At 50.9% G+C, this 19,276-nt stretch carries 12 protein-coding genes and 1 tRNA gene; 5 read left to right on the top strand and 8 right to left on the bottom strand.

What is annotated here, in order from left to right; all coding sequences use genetic code 11:
* Positions 1-91 precede the first annotated feature (91 nt).
* Positions 92-916, bottom strand: coding sequence for a peptidylprolyl isomerase (locus DSL70_RS20535; protein ID WP_119309854.1), 825 nt, complete (start codon positions 914-916; stop codon positions 92-94).
* Positions 917-1,188: 272 nt separating this feature from the next.
* Here DSL70_RS20535 and secA point away from each other — a divergent pair, with 272 nt between their 5' ends.
* The 4 genes from secA to DSL70_RS20515 all read left to right on the top strand — a co-directional run bounded on the left by secA (position 1,189) and on the right by DSL70_RS20515 (position 6,442).
* Positions 1,189-3,867 (top strand): preprotein translocase subunit SecA, encoded by a 2,679-nt coding sequence (secA, locus tag DSL70_RS20530; RefSeq protein ID WP_119309853.1) that lies wholly within the window; start codon positions 1,189-1,191, stop codon positions 3,865-3,867.
* A 392-nt stretch (positions 3,868-4,259) separates the two neighbouring features.
* A complete protein-coding gene (locus DSL70_RS20525; RefSeq protein WP_119309852.1) occupies positions 4,260-4,784 on the top strand; it encodes a PAS domain-containing protein in 525 nt (174 codons plus the stop codon).
* A 91-nt stretch (positions 4,785-4,875) separates the two neighbouring features.
* On the top strand, positions 4,876-6,030 hold the full coding sequence (locus tag DSL70_RS22800; protein ID WP_280955365.1) for a methyl-accepting chemotaxis protein: 1,155 nt from the start codon (positions 4,876-4,878) through the stop codon (positions 6,028-6,030).
* Between the two features lie 335 nt (positions 6,031-6,365).
* Positions 6,366-6,442 (top strand) — tRNA-Arg (locus DSL70_RS20515).
* 96 nt (positions 6,443-6,538) lie between these two features.
* On the opposite strand, the gene DSL70_RS20510 is transcribed toward DSL70_RS20515, so the two are convergent.
* The 6 genes from DSL70_RS20510 to DSL70_RS20480 all read right to left on the bottom strand — a co-directional run bounded on the left by DSL70_RS20510 (position 6,539) and on the right by DSL70_RS20480 (position 13,505).
* Positions 6,539-7,597 (bottom strand): tyrosine-type recombinase/integrase, encoded by a 1,059-nt coding sequence (locus DSL70_RS20510; RefSeq protein ID WP_119309851.1) that lies wholly within the window; start codon positions 7,595-7,597, stop codon positions 6,539-6,541.
* Between the two features lie 469 nt (positions 7,598-8,066).
* On the bottom strand, positions 8,067-8,558 hold the full coding sequence (locus DSL70_RS20505) for a hypothetical protein (protein ID WP_119309850.1): 492 nt from the start codon (positions 8,556-8,558) through the stop codon (positions 8,067-8,069).
* Positions 8,559-8,801: 243 nt separating this feature from the next.
* Positions 8,802-9,296: a hypothetical protein gene (locus DSL70_RS20500; protein WP_119309849.1), complete on the bottom strand. Its 495-nt coding sequence runs from the start codon at positions 9,294-9,296 to the stop codon at positions 8,802-8,804.
* Between the two features lie 990 nt (positions 9,297-10,286).
* A complete protein-coding gene (locus DSL70_RS20490; RefSeq protein ID WP_119309847.1) occupies positions 10,287-11,645 on the bottom strand; it encodes a hypothetical protein in 1,359 nt (452 codons plus the stop codon).
* Positions 11,638-13,242 carry a hypothetical protein gene (locus tag DSL70_RS20485; protein ID WP_119309846.1) on the bottom strand — a complete coding sequence of 535 codons (1,605 nt, stop codon included), beginning with the start codon at positions 13,240-13,242 and terminating at the stop codon, positions 11,638-11,640. Before DSL70_RS20485 ends, DSL70_RS20490 begins: the two co-directional genes overlap by 8 nt.
* Positions 13,239-13,505, bottom strand: coding sequence for a hypothetical protein (locus tag DSL70_RS20480; protein ID WP_119309845.1), 267 nt, complete (start codon positions 13,503-13,505; stop codon positions 13,239-13,241). Before DSL70_RS20480 ends, DSL70_RS20485 begins: the two co-directional genes overlap by 4 nt.
* 918 nt (positions 13,506-14,423) lie before the next feature.
* Here DSL70_RS20480 and repB point away from each other — a divergent pair.
* Positions 14,424-15,950: a plasmid partitioning protein RepB gene (gene repB, locus DSL70_RS20475; protein WP_119309844.1), complete on the top strand. Its 1,527-nt coding sequence runs from the start codon at positions 14,424-14,426 to the stop codon at positions 15,948-15,950.
* Between the two features lie 242 nt (positions 15,951-16,192).
* Here the strand turns inward: repB and DSL70_RS20470 are convergent, their stop codons facing one another.
* The gene (locus DSL70_RS20470; protein WP_119309843.1) at positions 16,193-19,276 is read right to left on the bottom strand and encodes a type III restriction-modification system endonuclease; all 3,084 of its coding nucleotides are present in this window, start codon (positions 19,274-19,276) and stop codon (positions 16,193-16,195) included.

Here is a 19,276-nt window from a genome sequence, read left to right as displayed (position 1 = left end):
GGATCGATGCGTTCCCTCTCCTTAAACTGTGAACTTCACAAATGCCAGTGCATTTTGACACTTATGCGCCAGCATGCACGAGATCAGCCCCCTATTCAGGGATATCGATCTTGGCATCCTTGCGCAGGTCATCCAGCAGCGACTGGAACTTCTTCTGCGCCACAAAGGCGCGCAGCTGATCCTTGACGGAATCCAGGGTTGGCTTGGGGGCTTCCCGCTTGTCTTCCACCAGAATGACATGCCAGCCGAAGTCGGTTTTCACAGGCTTGTCAGTGTATTTGCCCTTGTCCAGAGCGAAGGCAGCGGCCTCGAAGCTAGGCACCATCTGGCCCTGGCCGAAATAGCCCAGATCCCCACCCTGCGATCCGGAAGGACCGGTGGACTTGGCTTTGGCCAGCTCGGCAAAATCGGCGCCGCCGTCAAGCTCCTTGATGATGGCGTTGGCTTCGTCTTCGGTCTTGACCAGAATGTGACGGGCCTTGACTTCCTGACGAACAGGCAAAGCAGCGATCTGCTCGTCATAGACAGCCTGCAGATCGGCGTCGGTGATGGCTTCATCCACATTCTTGCGGAAAAACTCTGTCTGAAGAGCCCGCTTTTTCATGAATTCGACCTGTTCATTGAAGGAATCGGTCTTGTCCAGCCCCTGCTTCAGCGCAGCCTGAGACACCAGTTCCATATTGACGAGCATCTCGGTCAGGGTCTTTTTCTTCTGTTCGGCAGGCATCTGCTGCGTCTGCTGACCGAGCTGATCTGCAATGAAATCAAACTCGCCTGCGGTGATTGCCTTGCCATTCACGGTGGCAACGACGCTATCGGCTGCAGCGTCCTGGGCGAACGCGCCATGGACGCCGCCAATCAGAAAAAGAGAAGTCGCTGCTGCCAATGCAGACCGCTGGAAATAGGCACGAACCATCTGTATCTTTCCTATCGTTGTTCACTTTTGGAACGAAAAAAACTTAAAAACTGCCTCTCATGTGACCTACCCGCCTTTCTTGGCGTTGACAAGACAAAGACCCAATCTTATCTGTCAGCCGAGCAGTTTATTGCCAACTTAGGGTATCTGGCTGTTGACATTCATGTTGAAGCCGAGGCTTGTATCACTACGACCCTAGTCTCGCCGCAATTGCGTTACAAATAAGGCCGTCACAAAAATGTGGGGGCATTTTTCAAGGAAGGATCCGGTCTATGGCTGGTCTTGGAGCTATCGCCCGCAAACTCTTTGGAACGGCAAACGATCGTCGCATCAAGGGGTATCGTCCCACAGTCGCCGCCATCAACGCGCTGGAAGATGAATATTCCCAGCTTTCCGATGAGGCCTTGCGCAACAAGACCGTGGAGTTTCGTGAACAACTGGCCAACGGGGAAAAGCTGGACAAGCTGCTTATTCCCGCCTTTGCCACCGTCCGCGAAGCCGCCAAACGCACCTTGGGCCAGCGTCATTATGATGTTCAGCTGATCGGCGGCATGGTCCTTAATGACGGCGCCATCTCCGAGATGCGCACCGGTGAAGGCAAGACCCTTGTTGCAACATTGGCCGGTTACCTCAACGCGCTTGAAGGCAAGGGCGTGCATGTGGTCACCGTCAACGACTATCTGGCAAAACGCGACTCCGACTGGATGGGCCAGGTCTACCGCTTCCTCGGCATGACCACCGGCGTCATCGTCCATGGCCTCAACGACATGGAGCGCAAGGCCGCCTACGCAGCAGATGTCACCTACGGCACAAACAACGAGTTCGGCTTCGACTATCTGCGCGACAACATGAAATATGATCTTGAGCAGATGGTCCAGCGCGGCCACAACTTCGCGATCGTCGACGAGGTCGACTCCATCCTGATCGACGAAGCCCGCACGCCGCTGATCATTTCCGGCCCGCTCGACGACCGCTCGGAAATGTACAACACCATCGACACCTTCATTCCCCAGCTCAAGCCGGAACACTATGAGATCGATGAAAAGCAGAAGACGGCAACCTTCACCGAGGAAGGCACCGAATTCGTCGAGCAGATCCTCAAGGCGGCAGGCATGCTGCAGGGCGAGTCGCTCTATGACATCGAGAATGTGACGATCGTCCACCACCTCAATCAGGCGCTGCGCGCCCATATGCTGTTTGCGCGCGACAAGGACTATATCGTCAAGAACAACGAAGTCGTCATCATCGACGAATTCACGGGCCGCATGATGGAAGGCCGCCGCTATTCGGACGGTCTGCATCAGGCACTGGAAGCCAAGGAACACGCAGCCATCCAGCCGGAAAACCAGACACTGGCCTCCGTGACCTTCCAGAACTATTTCCGCCTCTATAACAAGCTTTCCGGCATGACCGGCACGGCCCAGACCGAAGCCGAAGAGTTCATGGACATCTACAGCCTCGAAGTCATCGAGGTTCCGACCAACCTGCCGATCCAGCGCGTTGACGAGGACGACGAAGTCTATCGCACCCTGCGCGAGAAGGACGATGCTCTGGTCGCCCTGATGAAGGATTGCGTCGAGCGCAACCAGCCGGCCCTCGTCGGCACCACCTCGATCGAACGCTCCGAGGAGCTGTCGGCGCGCCTGAAAAAGGAAAAGATCCCGCACCAGGTGCTGAACGCCCGCTTCCACGAACAGGAAGCCGTGATCGTCGCACAGGCAGGTGCACCGGGTGCCATCACCATCGCCACCAACATGGCTGGCCGTGGTACGGACATTCAGCTCGGCGGCAACCTCGACATGCGCATTTCCCAGGAAATTCCGGAAGAGGTAGAGGGCGAGGAACGCAAAAAGAAGATTGCCGAGATCAAGGCCGATATCGAAGCCAAGAAGGAACAGGCTCTGGCAGCCGGTGGCCTCTACGTGATCGGCACCGAGCGCCATGAAAGCCGCCGTATCGACAACCAGTTGCGCGGCCGTTCCGGCCGTCAGGGTGACCCGGGACGCTCGAAATTCTTCCTCTCGCTGGAAGACGACCTGATGCGCATTTTCGGCTCCGACCGTATGGACGGCATGTTGCAGAAGCTTGGCCTCAAGGAAGGCGAAGCCATCATCCACCCATGGATCAACAAGGCCCTTGAAAAGGCCCAGAAAAAGGTGGAAGCCCGCAACTTCGACATCCGCAAGAACCTGCTGAAGTTCGACGACGTGATGAACGACCAGCGCAAGGTGATCTTCGATCAGCGCGTTGATCTGATGAAGGATGACAGCGTCGCCGATACGGTCGTCGACATGCGCCACGAAGTCATCGAGGACATCGTCGCCAAGCATATCCCGGAACGGGCCTATGCCGAGCAGTGGGATGTCGAGGGGCTGCACAATGAGGTTCAGGAAATCCTCAACCTTGATGTTCCGGTCAAGGACTGGGCCAAGGAAGAAGGCATCGCCGACGAGGAAATCATCGAACGCCTGACCAAGGCGGCCGACGAGTCAGCAGCTGCCAAGACCGCCAACTTCACCCCGGACCTGATGCGTCAGGTTGAAAAATCGGTTCTGTTGCAGATTCTAGATCATCTCTGGCGCGAGCATCTGGTTGCCCTTGACCACCTGCGCAACGTCATCGGCTTCCGCGGCTACGGCCAGCGCGATCCGCTTCAGGAATACAAGACCGAAAGCTTCGAGCTGTTCCAGGCCATGATGGACAGCATGCGCCGTCTGGTCACCCAGCAACTGGCCCACGTGCAATTGCGTCAGGAAGAGCCGAACCCGTTCGGACAGAATGAGCTGCCCGAAATGCACGAGCAGCATGCAAACCCGAACACCGGCGAAAATGAAGCCATTCCGAACGAGGAATCTGCGCCACACAACGCCTTTGGCAAGGTGCAGCGCAATGCGTTGTGCCCATGCGGCTCGGGCAAGAAGTTCAAGCATTGCCATGGCAAGCTGAGCTGACAGCTCCATTGAAGCGAAGAAAACACATCCCGGTTGGGCACCCTGCCCTGCCGGGATTTTTTTCGCCCCTTACAGCGTCATTGCCGCCTGTCCAGAGCAGAGGCAAAACCTTCAAATCACATGATATTCAAATATTATATAAGTATTGGAAATGATAATACTTACAACAACCAACCTCAATTGAACGAGAAAGTGACTGTTTTCAATTGCAAGTTGGGTAAATCGGATAAATTTACCTGAAAATTAATAAGTGCTTATACTAAGAACAAATGTTTTAATTAGCAACTCTCTTTCATAAATACTCTGTTAAGAGCCAAATGCTAAACATTTTATAGTAATTTTAAAACTATACGCAAGTCGCAGGGGGTATAAAACCTTGCGCTGGAGCGACTATGTCAAAAAATTTCGCATTGACGGGGACCGAGCGATTTTTTGAGGTATCTGAAATCATTGTTTCAAAGACAGATCTCAAAGGGCGCGTCACCTATTGTAACAAACAGTTTATAGACATTTGCGGCTATTCCGAAAAAGAGATGCTGGGCCAGCCACACAGCATTATTCGGCACCCGGACATGCCACGTTGCGTCTTTGAATTGATGTGGGAAACACTGCAGAACGACGAGGAGATTTTCGCCTATGTCGTCAACCGTTGCAAAAACGGCGACCACTACTGGGTCAACGCCCACATCACCCCGAGCAAAGACCAGTCGGGAACAATCGTCGGCTATCATTCCAGTCGTCGGGTTCCGGATCGGGCCATCGTCGACACTGTGATCATCCCGCTCTACAGACAGTTGCTGGCTGAAGAGAACGCCCACGCCAACCGCAAGGAAGGCCAGAAGGCGTCAAGGGCGATGCTTGATGGAATACTGAAATCCAAAGGCATCACCTATCACCAGTTCGCCGCAACACTGTGACACATGACGCATGACGCATGACGCATGACGCATGACACTTGCCCGGCCCAGCCCGGCTCGCCCGCAGCCAGAGCCGCAACAGAGATCAAAAATGATGCTGAAAAACCAGTATAAGTCCGCCGTCAAGAAAGCCATTGATGTTTGCGAAGCCGCAGCCAGGGGCGATTTCGAAAAACGCATCATCAACATCACCGAGAAGGGGGACGCCGCCCGCCTGCTCCACGCCATCAACGACCTGATCGACCGATCAGACGCCTATCTGCGGGAGTCGAGCGCGTCATTGCAATATGTTGCCCGCAACAAATATTACCGACGCATTTCCGAAACGGGCATGAGCGGCAGCTTCGCCGTTGCCAGTCGCACGGTGAATGACGCCATGGATGTCATGTCGAACAAGGTAAGCTCTTTCTCCAAGGCCGTTCAGGACTTTGAAGACCAGATGAGCAGCATCGTTCAGATCGTAGCCGCCGCCGCGGTCGAACTCGAAGCTTCTGCCGGATCGATGGGCCAGATCGCAACCGACACCAGCAATCAGGCAGGCATCGTACAGCGCGCCTCCGAGCAGACCTCGAACAACGTCAGTGCCGTTGCCTCTGCAACCGAACAGCTGACCAATTCCATCAGCGAGATCAATCAACAGGTCATGCGCTCCGCCGAGCACAGCCAGACTGCCGTCAACGAAGTGCGCCAGACCAGTGAGGACCTCAAGGGCCTGTCGCTCGCCGCCGACAGCATTGGCGCTGTCATGTCGCTCATCGCCGACATCGCCGACCAGACCAACCTTCTGGCGCTCAACGCCACCATTGAGGCCGCCAGAGCCGGAGAGGCAGGCAAGGGCTTTGCCGTGGTGGCCAATGAGGTCAAGGCGCTCGCCACGCAGACCACAAAGGCAACCAACGACATCGGCCAGCAGATCGCCCGCATTCAGGCAGCCAGCCAGAATGCCGTCAGTTCCTTCGACGGCATCGAACGCACGGTAGCCAACACCAAGGAAATTGCCGTTGCCATCGCAGCCGCGGTCGAGGAACAAAGTGCGGCTTCCAACGAAATTGCCCGCAGCATCGAAGAAGCCTCCATGGGCAGCACCAAGGTCAGCGACAACATCGCCTCTGTCAGCAACAGCATTGTAGAGGCCTCCCACGCAGCCCAGGACGTTCACTCGGCATCACAAGAGCTGGCCCTCAATGGTGAGAAACTGAAAAGCGGTATCGACAGCTTCCTGCACGAGGTGCGCAAGGTCATCTGAGATCTCACCGCAAACATATCAGCAAAAGCCCCGGATCTCGCCGGGGCTTTTTGTTTCTCAGCAAGTGGACACCAGACCTGTCAGTCCTCGGCGTTCGGTATCAGGCAGCCCGCGTCCTATGGCGTCTGTCAGGCGGTGTTTGTGCCCAGCCCACCCGATGGTGTCTTCAATATACACAAGGACGTCAAATGCCTGTGCTTTTCGATTGCACCAACCCGATGCATAAGCTAAGAAGGCCGTCATATATCGTGCTTGTCTCGAGATTGCCACGCGGCAATCGATCAAATAAACCGCAAGATTTTTGCATTTGATCCCACTCGCAGCCAAAGCATCAAGCACCCGTAGCTCAGCTGGATAGAGCGCTGCCCTCCGAAGGCAGAGGTCGTGAGTTCGAATCTCGCCGGGTGCACCAAATTTCCCCAGCAAATACAGCATCTTAGGGAAAGAGAATTCTGGAGCACCTCGATTGCGCCCATGAAATGGCCCATGAAATCGCCGGGGCGACACGCTATTTCCTGGGCTTCTTGTTATTCCCTTCCATTGCACTGACAGCCGAATCCTGAAAATCAGGATGATGATGGAGGTAGGTTTCCTCGATTGTCCGGATGGAGGTGGCAAAGAAGCTTGCTGCATCGGCAGGCGTTGCGCAGTTCTGCATAGCCCATGTGATAGCCGTATGTTTCAAGGTGTGCCGATTGACTCCCATGATCGCGGCATCGCGGCAAACCCGCCCCCAGCCTGTCTTGATGTCCTTGACCTTCTCACCGCGATAGGCAATTACACAGATCGGATTGTTCTTGCGCCAAAGTCGAGCGTGCAAGAGAAGCTGTCGAGGCAAGCGGGCCGGCGTGCGTTCCTTGTCGGTTCGCCTTTCCTTCGCACCAGCACGATAAAGAATCCCGTTCTCGATATCGATATGACCCGCAAAGTCAGATTTTTCCCAACCGAGATTGAGAATGGCGCTTTTTCGTGTACCGGTATAGACCGCAACCAGAATGAATTTTGCAATGTGCCTAGTCTCAGGATTTTTGCGCGCCACTCTCAAGAGTTTGGCGACTTCCTCTCGGGTCAACCAGCGATCGCGGCCAGAAGGCTTTTCAGGCAGATGGACAACTGGAGCCTTGAGGAGATATTCCTCGTGCTCACAATAATTCAGAGCAGCGCGAAGAACGCCCAACTCCCGCCGAATTGTCCCATCAGCAACACCACGCTCTTCAGCATATCTGCGACAATTGTTTTTCTTGACCTCTGCAACGGTCTTTTCGCCCCAAAAGCTCATCAGCGCATCAATGGCATATCCCACCCTTGCTGGGTCGGCCGTGCTCGGCGCATGTTCAATTGCATAGGCGGTCAGAACATCGGCCACAGCCATATTGGAGGGAGAGACCAGATCTCGCGTCGACCATTTGGACGCGAGATAGTCACTCAAGAACTTTTCAGCTTCTTCGCTGCATTCAGGGCCGTAGCCCGTGCTTGTCTCGTTGCCTCGGTCGAGGATGACATAGACCGGCGAACGACCTTGTCTCTCCCGGAGAAAGAGGCGCGGGGGTTTGGCTCTACGCGGCATAGTTCAAACATGTCCTTTATGTTCTGATAGGTGGTGTAGTCCACGCCTCCCATCCGGTAGCAAACCAGATTGCCCTTATCCCGCTCATTGCGAAGTGTCTGGGTTTTGCGACCCAGCAACTTTGCGGCGGTTGCCAGCGTGATATAATTTGGGAGCGTTTGAATTTCCTCAGCCATTTCCACGGACACCATCCCATTCAATTTTTCAAAGCATCTGGAATTCAGCTGAGTTCGAAAAAATCCGGATCAAAATGAAAATTTTACGAAACAGAGGTAACCTTATGAAATTAAAAGGAAAATTAATTTCATGAGGTAATTTTACGAACCGATGCGGTTCGATGTTCTTTGATGAAGTCAAATTTCTGACTGAAAAAGCGGGAATTTTTGAAGGCAGAAAACATGGTTTTGCCAATTCTCGTGATTTCTGCCCGGTCAGACGCTGGCCAGTCCGGGCGAAATCGACGGCATGATCAATACAGAGGAGAAGACTGCTGCTTCGTTACTTGAGCTCGACGACTGACAGCCAAATCGATCAGGGCATCAACGACCGCCCGAACAGAATTGAACCGGCGTCTTGTTTTGCCAGTCAAACTCCCAAGGACAGGTGTCTTGGCCGACCCGCAAACAAACCAGTCATGGTCAACAGAGACCGTAATCCTTTTGCGGCTGTCAAATCGTGTTGGGCCGTTCAGACCTGCCGCAGCAATGGCAATCGGATGCACGACGAGCGTCTCATAACCATCCTCAGATTGGCTTGATGTCTTAGAGCCGCGAATTAGGGTGACCAGTCTTATGCCGGCGATATCCCGGACATCATGCACCACGCAGGGGCGGGCCTTGGGCGGTCGCGTTTGACAACCCTCCTCTGACGGGAATCGAAACATGACAACGTCGCCCCAGCTCAGGTTATCTTGCCAGTTAGACTTGGTTGATCGTTGATCGGGCTTGACCTTGATGAGCATCAGTTACTCCATTCGTTGTTTGGATATTCTCTGACGCCTTTCTTTGCCCTTTCCCAAGAGGATCGGATCATGCGCGGCGTCACCAAGGCTGCCACAAGTGATCTCGATTCCTCTCAGAATTTTCCTTTTGCCTTCACTGCTTCCTGACGTGAGTTAGGACTGATCAATGCTACCGATGAACGTCGAACTGAAATCATGAGGGAATGGGGTTGGCCCCATTCTCCAATTTGCTTTTTGAGACCATCAGAAGCTCTCACTGGCTACCGAACCAGATCCTTCCGTGTCCCGATGCGTCCAGTAGTGAAGGGCATCAAGAAGATGAAGTCGGTCTTCCCGGATGCGATCGGGTTTGCGGATGAATTGCATGCGAAGCAGATCTATGTCAGCCAATCGACCGATCACAGGGGAGGCAATAGCAGGAAAGCCCGTTTCATCATGAGGGATTGAAACTGTACGGATGTAATTGAGTGAAAAGGACAGTGGCTTTTTGAGTCCGGCCATCCGCAGGCTCTCCGCTTCGATGACAGGAATTTCCAACGCCTTGTTTGATGCAGGATCGATATCTCTGCCGTGCCCCATCATCAGCAGTGTCTGGGACTCGGTGGAATAAAGGTCGATTATGACAAATGCGTTGAACTGCTCTGATCTCGTTGGCGAGACAGCAGCAAATTGGACAACGTCGCCCCGCTTAAGGTCGTTCAGCCAGTTGGCGGGAGATTGGATGATGGAATCGGTCATGTCTATATTTCTCCATTGTAGAAAACAGACACCAGCCTCACTTTATATTATAAGTCAGATAGGCGCGGCGTCTCCCCGCTGCCGTGCCTCTCTGAATTTCGATTGCAAAAACTATTGAAAGCCGCAAAATAAGATCGTTGCCACCATGATCGAAACCTGCCTCAACCTGAGCCCATATTTGGTTGCAATTGACACGCTCTTATCTGGTTCGATCACTCATTTTGGCCGCATATTTATAGCTAAACGGACAGAGCTATGCATCTGCGGTCAGATCACCTATACACTCACCTGTACTCAAGCCATGTCCACCAGCGTGTGTATGTATGAATTTTCGCAGAAGCGTAAATTTTGGCCGCAAAGTGGGTGATTTTCGGCATATGCGTTTTGGTGGATATTCATCATTTCATTGGCTTTCATTGTTATCTTCTTCTCTTGAATATTTCCTCCGAACCTTGGGTTCCTGCCATAGAGTTAATGGTAAAAATTACCGTATGACTAGCAGACAGGCCAATCGCGATAAGGTCAATTCTGCTCCTATGATCAACAATATTTATTATTATTTTTGTGTTTAAGAGTTTGGCCCTATTTGGCTTGTATGAGGAAAAGCACAGCAAACATAAGCACCAATCAAGATCCGGGTCTGGCAAAGATTTCAGACCTGGCAAGATATTGGAATGTAAGCCGACCAGTTGCAGACAAAATCTGTAATGACCATGAAAGTCGCTATGGTCTTCAACAGGTGCATGGGAAACCAAAGCGATATAGATGGGCCGACATTTGGGCTGCTGAAGGTTACAGCATTGTCGCGGAAAAGAACTGGCGGGCGATGAAAGAACCCATGTTGAAGTCGGCGGATCTTGCCGACCCCAATATATTTGGGCGCTCGGAACGCTCCATCCGTCGCCTAGCCGAAATCGGTGAAATCCCATCTGTCGATCTTCCAATAGCGGATTACAGGTTCAGAGCCATCGAAATCATGCATTTGCTGCCTTAGTCTTTGTTCGGTGGCACGGTGAAAACGATGGAAGTTGCCTGAACTCGCTTTCGATAATTGGACCGTAATTGCTTGCCTTTCTGAAAGTTTCTCTTTCGCATGTCCCGCACAAGATATTGGTTTGCAGTTTTAGGGTCTTTCTGTCCACACAATTCAAGAGCAATATAGGTCTTTGAGCTGTTTTCATCGTGCACTTCTTCGTGCCAAAGTGTTCTTGAGATATGAGCTCCACAGCCAAAATATTCGAACCAGACGTCGGAAATCCAGTCTCCCGATAAACCGGTTCGGCCATTATCTCTCGAGAAGATCGGTGTTCCGATTCTGGCGGTATAACCTGCTTCGATGTGTCTGCCAGGAGCATCTTCCATGACGAGCGCATCCAGAAACGGGGTGATTTCTGGATACAACAGGCTACGATGATATTCGCCACCCGTTTTTTGCGTTTCGATGTTCATCTCCCAACCGTCATTATGACGGATTAAATGCACACCGACTTCCAATCTGTGCAGGTCACTAATGCGTAGCGGAGCAACAATTGACAAGGCCAAGGCTGCCGCATCCAAGAATAGTTTGATGCGATGAAAAAAACCAAGAGGAGCGCTCCGTGCTTCATCGAGCAATTCCTCTGCTCGCAACAAAACTTTTCCGATATCGTTAGGGTTGGTCAACAAAAAGCGCGCTTTTCGTTTTGGTTCTTTAGCGGCAAGACGGTTGTAGTGCTTTCGCAGTCGTGACAGCTTTTTGGCAAGCTTGGATTTTTGTCCTTGATAGTGCAATACGAAGCTCCGTAGCTTGCCGATCTGGCATGAAAGGCCTCGTGCGCCACATCCGCGATCTCTGGCATCTTTTATCCAGTAGGCAACAGTTTCTGATTTCAGTGACACCTTCTTGTTCCGGTTAATGCAGGCTTTAGCAATCATGCACAGCACGTATTCGGCATCACGCACTGTTGACCAAGGCAATGTCGAGAGTTCGGACTCTGAATCAAAATCAATCCAGTCGCCACTTTGGTTTTCGCACTCACTATATAAACGAGCAATGGTAGCTTGCCAGTCGGATGGTAGTTCTGCCTTTTCGACCGACACCTGGCGGGCTACGCCTTTTTTGCCGCCTTTTGCGCGGCTCGCTCTCTTGGCGTTTTTCTCGGCTGCCAGCTCCGATATTGCGACGCGCATAGGGCCAATAGTTTCCGGCTCAAGAACAGCGAGGACGGGGCGCAACCGACAGAGTGTTGGCAAGCTGGCGTAATTGGTAAAATGCTCCTTCTGAGGTATCGAAATGCCATTGGATCGCAAATAGGATTTCCAATCGTTATACCGCTTCATGTCACTGTCAGACAAAGACGGATCAGGCATTTCTCTGTCCCTCTTTATATTTGCGAGCATTTTTAACCGAGTTCTGGAGATAGATCCGACCTTGCTTGTGCGTCCGTTCATCGTCCATCCATGCATAAAAGTCTCGAACAGATGAGAGCGTATCGCCGAGAATTTCGCAGGCTTCAGACCAAGCATTGGGGTTTTCTGCCAGAATGAGGAAAACACTGATGTGACGTGCTAAATGAAAGGTGAGCCCTGACAAGCCGAGCTGGCCAATAGCCTGATAGTAGTGGTCGGCCATTGTTTCCACTTCCAAAGGGCGATCCGCTCGCTTTGAAGGAAACAGATAATCACTATCAACGAGCTTACTGCCGTAAGGATGACTATGGATCCACTTGGGACGCACCTCGTCAATAAACCACTTCACAATCGGGAAGGCATCTTTATCGGCCTCGTGTTCGATTGAGCGGCCATTTTTAACCATGTCCTCAGAAAGAAAAATATAGAGATCATTCCGGTCATTGAAAATGAGGGTTGCGTTCTCTCCCCGGAAACGCAAGTCATTGAGATTTTTACGCCGGATCGGAGAGGCCCTGTACAGGATCGCATTGATGCACGCTGCTATTCCCATCTTGATGGCAAGCATACGCTCATTCGTCTTGGATCGATCCCAATTGTCGAGCACCTTTTGCGCCCGTTTTTGCAACTCTTCTGGCGACCCAAAAAGTTTGTTCTGATAGTAATAGTCTCTGGAAAAGTCGCGCACGAACTGTTTCCGTACCGGAGACATTTTGCTGCCTCTTTTCTTGTATTTGCGTTTACCGTTAATCTTGTCAACGATCTTCTGAATGCGCTTCAGCTCCTTTTTTCCCGCTCCCATAACTTCGGCGATGAACCTCATTTTACTGATCATATTGTAATAATAGTCGGCATCATTGCTGACTTCGCCGGATTGAATTCTGCGCTGCCACCCCTTGGCAAAAGCTTTGATCATTGTTTCACTACAAATGTCGCGAAGTCTGAGTGTTTCTTCGCCGGTCAGATAGCCTTCTAAGACCAAAGTGTTGATGGCTTGCTTGACGATATCTCCATACTTTTTCTCAGTCACCAGGCCGAATTCGGATTCTTCAGGAGGGATAGGATCTCCATTTTCATCTACTCCACGGCGTTTCGTGGCAAATGCTTGTATGTCATCCCACAACAACTGAGCGCAGGGTTCCTTGGATGATCGGGCATATTTATCGGAAGGCTTAACGCACCGCTTTGCAATGACCAAAGGCTGGGCAGGCAAAAAAATATCGATTTCAGGAAATTCGCCTCTGCGGTTGATCAGTTCGTTAAGACGCAAGACACCCAGTTTTGCACTCCGTTTGGCAGAACCCTTAAGACTATCAATCAGTTCTTGTATCTTTTCTCCATCAAGTTCAGCGATGGAATATCCTGCCGCACATGCAGCCCGAGCGAGTGCGCCAATAGAGAAATGCAAGTGGGGGGGCAACTTTTTTCCGGGAGACCCATCTGGTAACTTTGTAACACCTCCATTTTTCTGAACGTAATCGACAATAAATTTGCCATCCGGCAACATGCTTTCTTTGGTGATAGCATTCGGATTCTTATAATCGAGAAAGCGTTTCACAGACCCTTAAGGTTTTTGCGAACATCCTTGAAACTGCTAATTTCGGGGGCTTGGGGCGGACAGCACCTAACAGGACCACGACCGAGTTTGGTCTCGATGAAGGTGATGTCAGCAGGAATATCCTCAAGTGGTGCGTCGAAATACTTCGGTGCCTTATTCAAGGCAGCGCGCTCATTTTTATAGATGCTTCTGGTTGGGGTTTGTTTGATCAGCATTTGATTGTACAGCAGCACATCACGCAAGTTATATTTGTCTGTAAACATTGTTCTTTCCTCAGTGTAGGCTCTTAAAACGAGAGCGTTTATCGTCGTGCTGAGGACATAGGTCTGAAATTCAAGACCGAAAAATTGCTTTGCGGTTTGTATTGCCAGATTTGGGTATCAGACTCTCACCCTCAACACCGCACTCTGGAAAAAGCTGCAGGATAAGGAGCCTCTTCTGGCGACATCCATGCTATCAGTCCTGAAATATATTGTAACAATTTGTGATATTGTTGCAGGAAAGCACTCGTCTTCTAGATGCTGACGGATGCAATTTAAACTCGCGGAGCTTTAACTATCGTCCTCCATGACGGGCGGAAGTTAAAGTCTGGCGTTTTACTGAAAGCAATAAACTCAAACAGCTGCCAGAGGACCAACGCTCGTAACGCGAGGCAGCAAAAATAGTGCGGCATACTGCTATACCAATCGCTGAAATCTAAGCAGGTGGCAAAAATTTGCAGCATTTTTCATTTTTAAGTTTGAAACCATTTATACAGTTGAGGGAGTCTTCCCTGCGTAACACCGAGCAAATTTCTGCAACTTGGTAACGTCAAATCACAAGACCACTCCCAGTTTCCGATTGCCCCTCACCCGTCGAACGAGCATTGCCAAGCTTAGGGGCGACCTAACCAACACTGCGTGCACAATCGCTCGATTCTGCTGGCCGCCGCTGATTGTTCTTTGGTGTACGCGACAACCTGCCGCACACAATAATTAGACGATAATCATACTTGTTGAGACATACAAAACCGAGACTTGATTTTAACCTGAGATCGTCGGTTTCACCCAGTATGGCGTTTGCCGTGGTGGCCAATAAATTTCGCGTTTTCTGTTTTTCTCTGCGAGGCAACGATCCCATCTACCTACGTGATAAAATTTCAACCGCGCTTGCGGTCACATTACGATATAGGAAGTCCATAAATGACAGGCAAAAAGCAGCATCCATTATTCGGCACTGTAAATACCGACGACCTCGCACCTCTTAAAAGAATAGCTCAACGCCAGTTGGCTGCATTTCCATTGCAAGAAACCGATTGGCTGCAGTGTGCAGAGGAGGTTTTGGAAAAAGTTACTTCCGATATCGATACTCAGCAGGGGACTGACATCAGGAGTAAGGAAACTCTCGCAAACATTGAATTAACCAAAGCGCCGTTTGCTGCATTGCTTTGCCAAGATGTGATGACCGATAAGTGCGAAAGCAATGACCCCAGCCATCCGCAGAGTTGTGAGGAAGCCGGAGAGAAGCTGTCTGCCGTAATCTTGGTTGCTACCCTTATCCTCCATGGAAATTCGAAGAATACTCATGCAATTCATGAAGCGTTGGTCTCCGCAAGATTGCTCAAAAGCCGGTATCCAGACCTTCTATTGCAATTGGCACCATTTCTGGATGGGAGCGCTTTAGTTCTCGGAAATGGGCTTTCGGAGCTTGCCAATAATGAAAGCCTTCTGGAGCCGCAAAAGAGGCTCTTCATTCGGATGGCGGCCCTGTTGCGCAAGGCGAGCAAGGCTTCCCTTCCGACGCAACACACCGACGATACGCGGGAAGATTTGAAGCGTTCTGAAGCCGACAGATACAGCTCGGAAATTTTCGGCGGCAAAGTCATCAATATTCCGACATCCAAGATCGACCCCTCGCCATTTCCTCATCGCCTAGAAGATGACTCTAACATCAATGAGATCGAAGGACTGAGCAAGTCCATGGAGAACGACGGTCAGGATGTACCGATCATCGTCAGGCCCCATCCGGAAGTCAGCGAACGATACCAAGTGGTGAGCGGTACCAGACGCCTGATGGCAGCCAGAGGCATGGCCGAGACATACATAAAGGGCATTGTCAAAGACCTCGATGACATCGATCTTCTGATGGAGCAAGGCAGAGAGAACAGCTACCGGAGAGACGCGACCTATATAGAAAAGGTCCGCCTTGCCGGACATCTATTCAAAATGGTCCCCAAATACGAACAGGCTAATGCCCGGGTCATGTCTGCTCTGTCAGTCGACACAACAGAAGCCTCGCGACTGAAGGTCATCAGCGAGAAAATCCCTAATGACATAATTGAAAGAGTCGGCTGTGCACCCAAAATTGGGCGCCCTCGCTGGCAGAATTTGGCTGATCTACTGGCGCAGCCAGAAAATCTCGATAATGCAAGACAAATAATCGAAGGCAAATCCTTCTCGGACATTGCTTCATCAGATGAGCGGTTTTCGCATCTTATCAAAGAGATCGAAGCGAAACCCGCTCTTCCAATCCCCACTACCGTGATGTCGGGCAACACCAAGCTTGCCACCTTGACCCACAAAGCCATACGCTCGGATATCCAAATGCCCGATCGAGCATTTGCAGAATTTGTCGCGAGGAAATTGCCTGAACTCTATGAGACTTTCAAAAGGGAACCTGAATGGCATGATACCGAAGGCATCGTTCATGCTAAGCCAAACATACAGTGACAGCGGAGATCAGCGTTTACAGGAAGTAGTCCATGCAAAGAATAGCTGAAGACCAGACGCCCCTCTTCCTGACGTCCTCAGCAAGAAGATTTTTATCTCATTGACAGCTGTCAATGAGATAAAAAAGTGCTCAGATTTGCCAAAATCTCACCGGCAGCTGTCAGCCTTCCGTATTTATGCCTTCATGCTAAAAAGACACATCTAGTTGAATTCAAACCACCACGAAAAGCCACCACCAGTCATCACGCTGCTGATTTAACAAGACTGATTAAATCGGCATAGCTTGTAGCGACATCGTAGCAAACCTTGTCGGTCTCAATACACTCTCTGATTTCTTTGAAGAATTTCCTCGCACATTCAATTTTTGCCTTTTCGATCTCTCTCATTTTCATAGAGGGATGCTCAGATTTGGTCTCCGCAACAAAATACAGGTGTTTGACATCACCACGTTTGAAAGCGATAGCCCAATCGGGGTTATAGTCACCGACTGGTGTCGGGATCAAAAAGCCCTTTGGAAGCTTCGAATAGACGACGACTTCGCTGCTGGTATCAAGGTCTCTAGCGAACTTCTTCTCAACGTCTGAATCTGCAATGACATAATCATAGACATGATTATTGAGCTTTTCTGTCGCTTTCTTGAAATCGTTCCCCGTCTCACCTGCCGTGAATATCGTTGATTCGTAGGCGTCTTCGATGGCGTTATAAGTGAGCTGTTCAATGATTGCGCCTGCCTTTTGTTCATTGATCAGGTGGGAAGCGTCTGCAATGAACTGCTCGGGATTAACGGCAAACTGATCAAATATGGCAGTTTGAATACCAGCCAAAATAGCAGCAACAGTCTTTCGGGTCAGATCTGTATTTTCGGAAATGTTTCCCAAAATGTCATAACTAACGCGGGAATGAACACTTTGCCCCTGCTCAGAGCGGATTTTGCCCTGTTTGAAGGCCGTACCCGAACGCAAGGCGTCATTAGTTACGTCATCCGTCAGTGCGCCTTCTGTTACAAGATATTGAAGCGGGGACACCCTGAGATTCTTTTCAAGGCTCGCGATGCAACTTTTTACAAGAACAGCGGTGTCAAAATCGACCTGGTAGACAGCTTTGCGCTTAATACGGCTCCAGAGCTCTTGGAATTCCTTCTTTTGGAAATTCGCATTCAATGGGTTCTTCTTGGGTGCTCTGCCGTTATTGAACATGTCGGACACAGACTTGCCATTGAAGACTGTATCGATAAGAGCAAGGGCATCTTCTTCATGTCCAGCGAATGCTTCAGGTAGTTCGGCGAGCGTGCTGCCCTTTCTTGCCTCGTGGTAGAGATCCGTGATGTGACGTTCTTCGTCTACATAGCCGTTCTTGATGAGATAAAACTCGAGTTTACCTGCAAGTGCCTTATCGACCACCAACTCGGAAGTCTCGTTTTTCAAAGTCTTGCCTTCGAAATATTCGGCATTGGCAAACCGTGGACGTTCTGACAGGTTCTCGACGATTTCCTGCTGAAGGCCATCAACAAAGCCTTTATAGCTTTCGCTCGCAACGACCGTCAGAATGTTTATGTTGTGAACAGTGGCAGCGGCATCCATCCGATCGCCGTTCCTGTTGACAGAAATTCTCAGGCCTCTTCCCACTTCCTGGCGCCGTGAAATCGTGTTCTGGCTCTCGTTGTGCTTCAGCATGCACATCACAAATACGTTGGGGTTGTCCCAACCTTCTCGCAGGGCCGAGTGCGAGAAGATGAACCGCGTTGCCTCCTCAAAGGACAACAAGCGCTCTTTGTCTTTCAGAATAAGATCATAATCGCTCGGTTCGGTAGACTGACCCTGAAGCTCACCACGCGCAGCAGCTTTCGGATCTGTCATGTGACCTTTCTTGTCGATCGAGAAATACCCCCTGTGGGTCTTGGCTCCATCTATTCCGGCCAGATACTTTCGATAGTCTTCATTCTCAAGAGGAAGCTCGCCCAGAAAGTCATTCTTGGCGTTCTCATACTCTTCCTCGAACACACGCGCATATTCCCCTTTTTCATCGGATTGGCCATAGTCGCGGTATTTGACCACTTCATCGATGAAGAAGAGAGAGAGGACTTTAATGCCTTTATCGAAAAGCACCTGCTCTCGTTTCAGGTGGGCAGAGATAGTCTCTCGGATCTGAATACGGCGGACGTCCCGCTCGGTAACGTCACCCGTTGCCTGACCAGCCGACAGGATCTCTCCGTTGGTGAAATGAATGGTGTCATCCCGAGCATCGATCTCGCTGACAACAAAGCCTCGATATTGCTCCAGCCCCTTGGAAACATCGAGCAGGTCACGCCCCTTTTCCAGCTTGCGCAGGACGCGTTTGATTCCGCTGCCTGTTTTTACTTCCAGTTCAACGCGTGCAATGGGCGCTGTCTTTGAGATCTCGATCCCTTCCAGATAGAGATAGGCGTTCGTGCCGCTCAGACCTTTGGTCTCAATCCCTCGGACTTCGATTTTCTTGACAAGTTTCTGATTGAATGCGTCCACCGCATCTAGCCGGTGAACCTTGTTATGGATGGTCTTGTGGGTAGCAGAATACCGCAGGATGAATAGAGGATTGAATTGCGGCAAGGCCTTCTGCGTGGCAGGGCCTTCCATCTTCTGGGGTTCGTCGATAATGAGGATCGGGCGGTTCTTGGCGATCACGTCGATCGGTTTGCGAGACTGGAAGTCATCAAGCTCATCATAAATGCGTCGGTTGTCTGCACCCGTCGCATTGAAGGCTTGAACGTTGATCACCATCACATTGATGCCGGCATCGGACGAAAAACTCTCCAACTCATGTAGACGCTTGGAATTGTAGACGAACGCCCGGATCTTCTTGCCATATTCCTGCTGAAAATGTTCGGCGGTCATCTGCAGTGACTTGGCCACACCTTCCCGAATGGCGATGCTTGGTACCATGATGATGAATTTCGACCAGCCATAGCGCTTATGCAATTCAAACATGGTTCGGATATAGACATATGTCTTGCCGGTGCCGGTCTCCATTTCAACATCGAGATTGAGTTTAGCACCGGGTTTATAGGTGGCTGGCTTCTTTTTGCCGTTGTTATCGACGTAATGGGTGAGCGTCTCGGATTGAGGCAGCATGGCACCGCGCTGAACGGCAGCGATATTGTTCAACAGAGCATCTTTAGGCAGTTGAATATCCGCATTTCCAAAGCCGTCTTCCGCCGTGCGGTACTGTTTCCTCACGCCGGGGTCGATGGTGTATTTCAGATAGTCCTGACGAGGCTGTCCTTTGAAACAGTCCACAACAGCATCAACGGCCTGAAGCTGATAGGGTTGCGATTTGAACTTGATCTTCAT

This window comes from Cohaesibacter haloalkalitolerans (assembly GCF_003574655.1).
Classification (GTDB): Bacteria; Pseudomonadota; Alphaproteobacteria; order Rhizobiales; family Cohaesibacteraceae; genus Cohaesibacter; species Cohaesibacter haloalkalitolerans.
Note: the sequence above shows the minus strand (reverse complement) of the source record. Positions and strands in the feature narration are given on the sequence as shown.

Excerpts from the sequence above, each read along its gene's own strand:
- DSL70_RS20535 (WP_119309854.1), bottom strand. The coding sequence starts at position 916 with ATGGTTCGTGCCTATTTCCAGCGGTCTGCATTGGCAGCAGCGACTTCT.
- secA (WP_119309853.1), top strand. The coding sequence starts at position 1,189 with ATGGCTGGTCTTGGAGCTATCGCCCGCAAACTCTTTGGAACGGCAAAC.
- DSL70_RS20525 (WP_119309852.1), top strand. The coding sequence starts at position 4,260 with ATGTCAAAAAATTTCGCATTGACGGGGACCGAGCGATTTTTTGAGGTA.
- DSL70_RS22800 (WP_280955365.1), top strand. The coding sequence starts at position 4,876 with ATGATGCTGAAAAACCAGTATAAGTCCGCCGTCAAGAAAGCCATTGAT.
- DSL70_RS20510 (WP_119309851.1), bottom strand. The coding sequence starts at position 7,597 with ATGCCGCGTAGAGCCAAACCCCCGCGCCTCTTTCTCCGGGAGAGACAA.
- DSL70_RS20505 (WP_119309850.1), bottom strand. The coding sequence starts at position 8,558 with ATGCTCATCAAGGTCAAGCCCGATCAACGATCAACCAAGTCTAACTGG.
- DSL70_RS20500 (WP_119309849.1), bottom strand. The coding sequence starts at position 9,296 with ATGACCGATTCCATCATCCAATCTCCCGCCAACTGGCTGAACGACCTT.
- DSL70_RS20490 (WP_119309847.1), bottom strand. The coding sequence starts at position 11,645 with ATGCCTGATCCGTCTTTGTCTGACAGTGACATGAAGCGGTATAACGAT.
- DSL70_RS20480 (WP_119309845.1), bottom strand. The coding sequence starts at position 13,505 with ATGTTTACAGACAAATATAACTTGCGTGATGTGCTGCTGTACAATCAA.
- repB (WP_119309844.1), top strand. The coding sequence starts at position 14,424 with ATGACAGGCAAAAAGCAGCATCCATTATTCGGCACTGTAAATACCGAC.
- DSL70_RS20470 (WP_119309843.1), bottom strand. The coding sequence starts at position 19,276 with ATGAAGATCAAGTTCAAATCGCAACCCTATCAGCTTCAGGCCGTTGAT.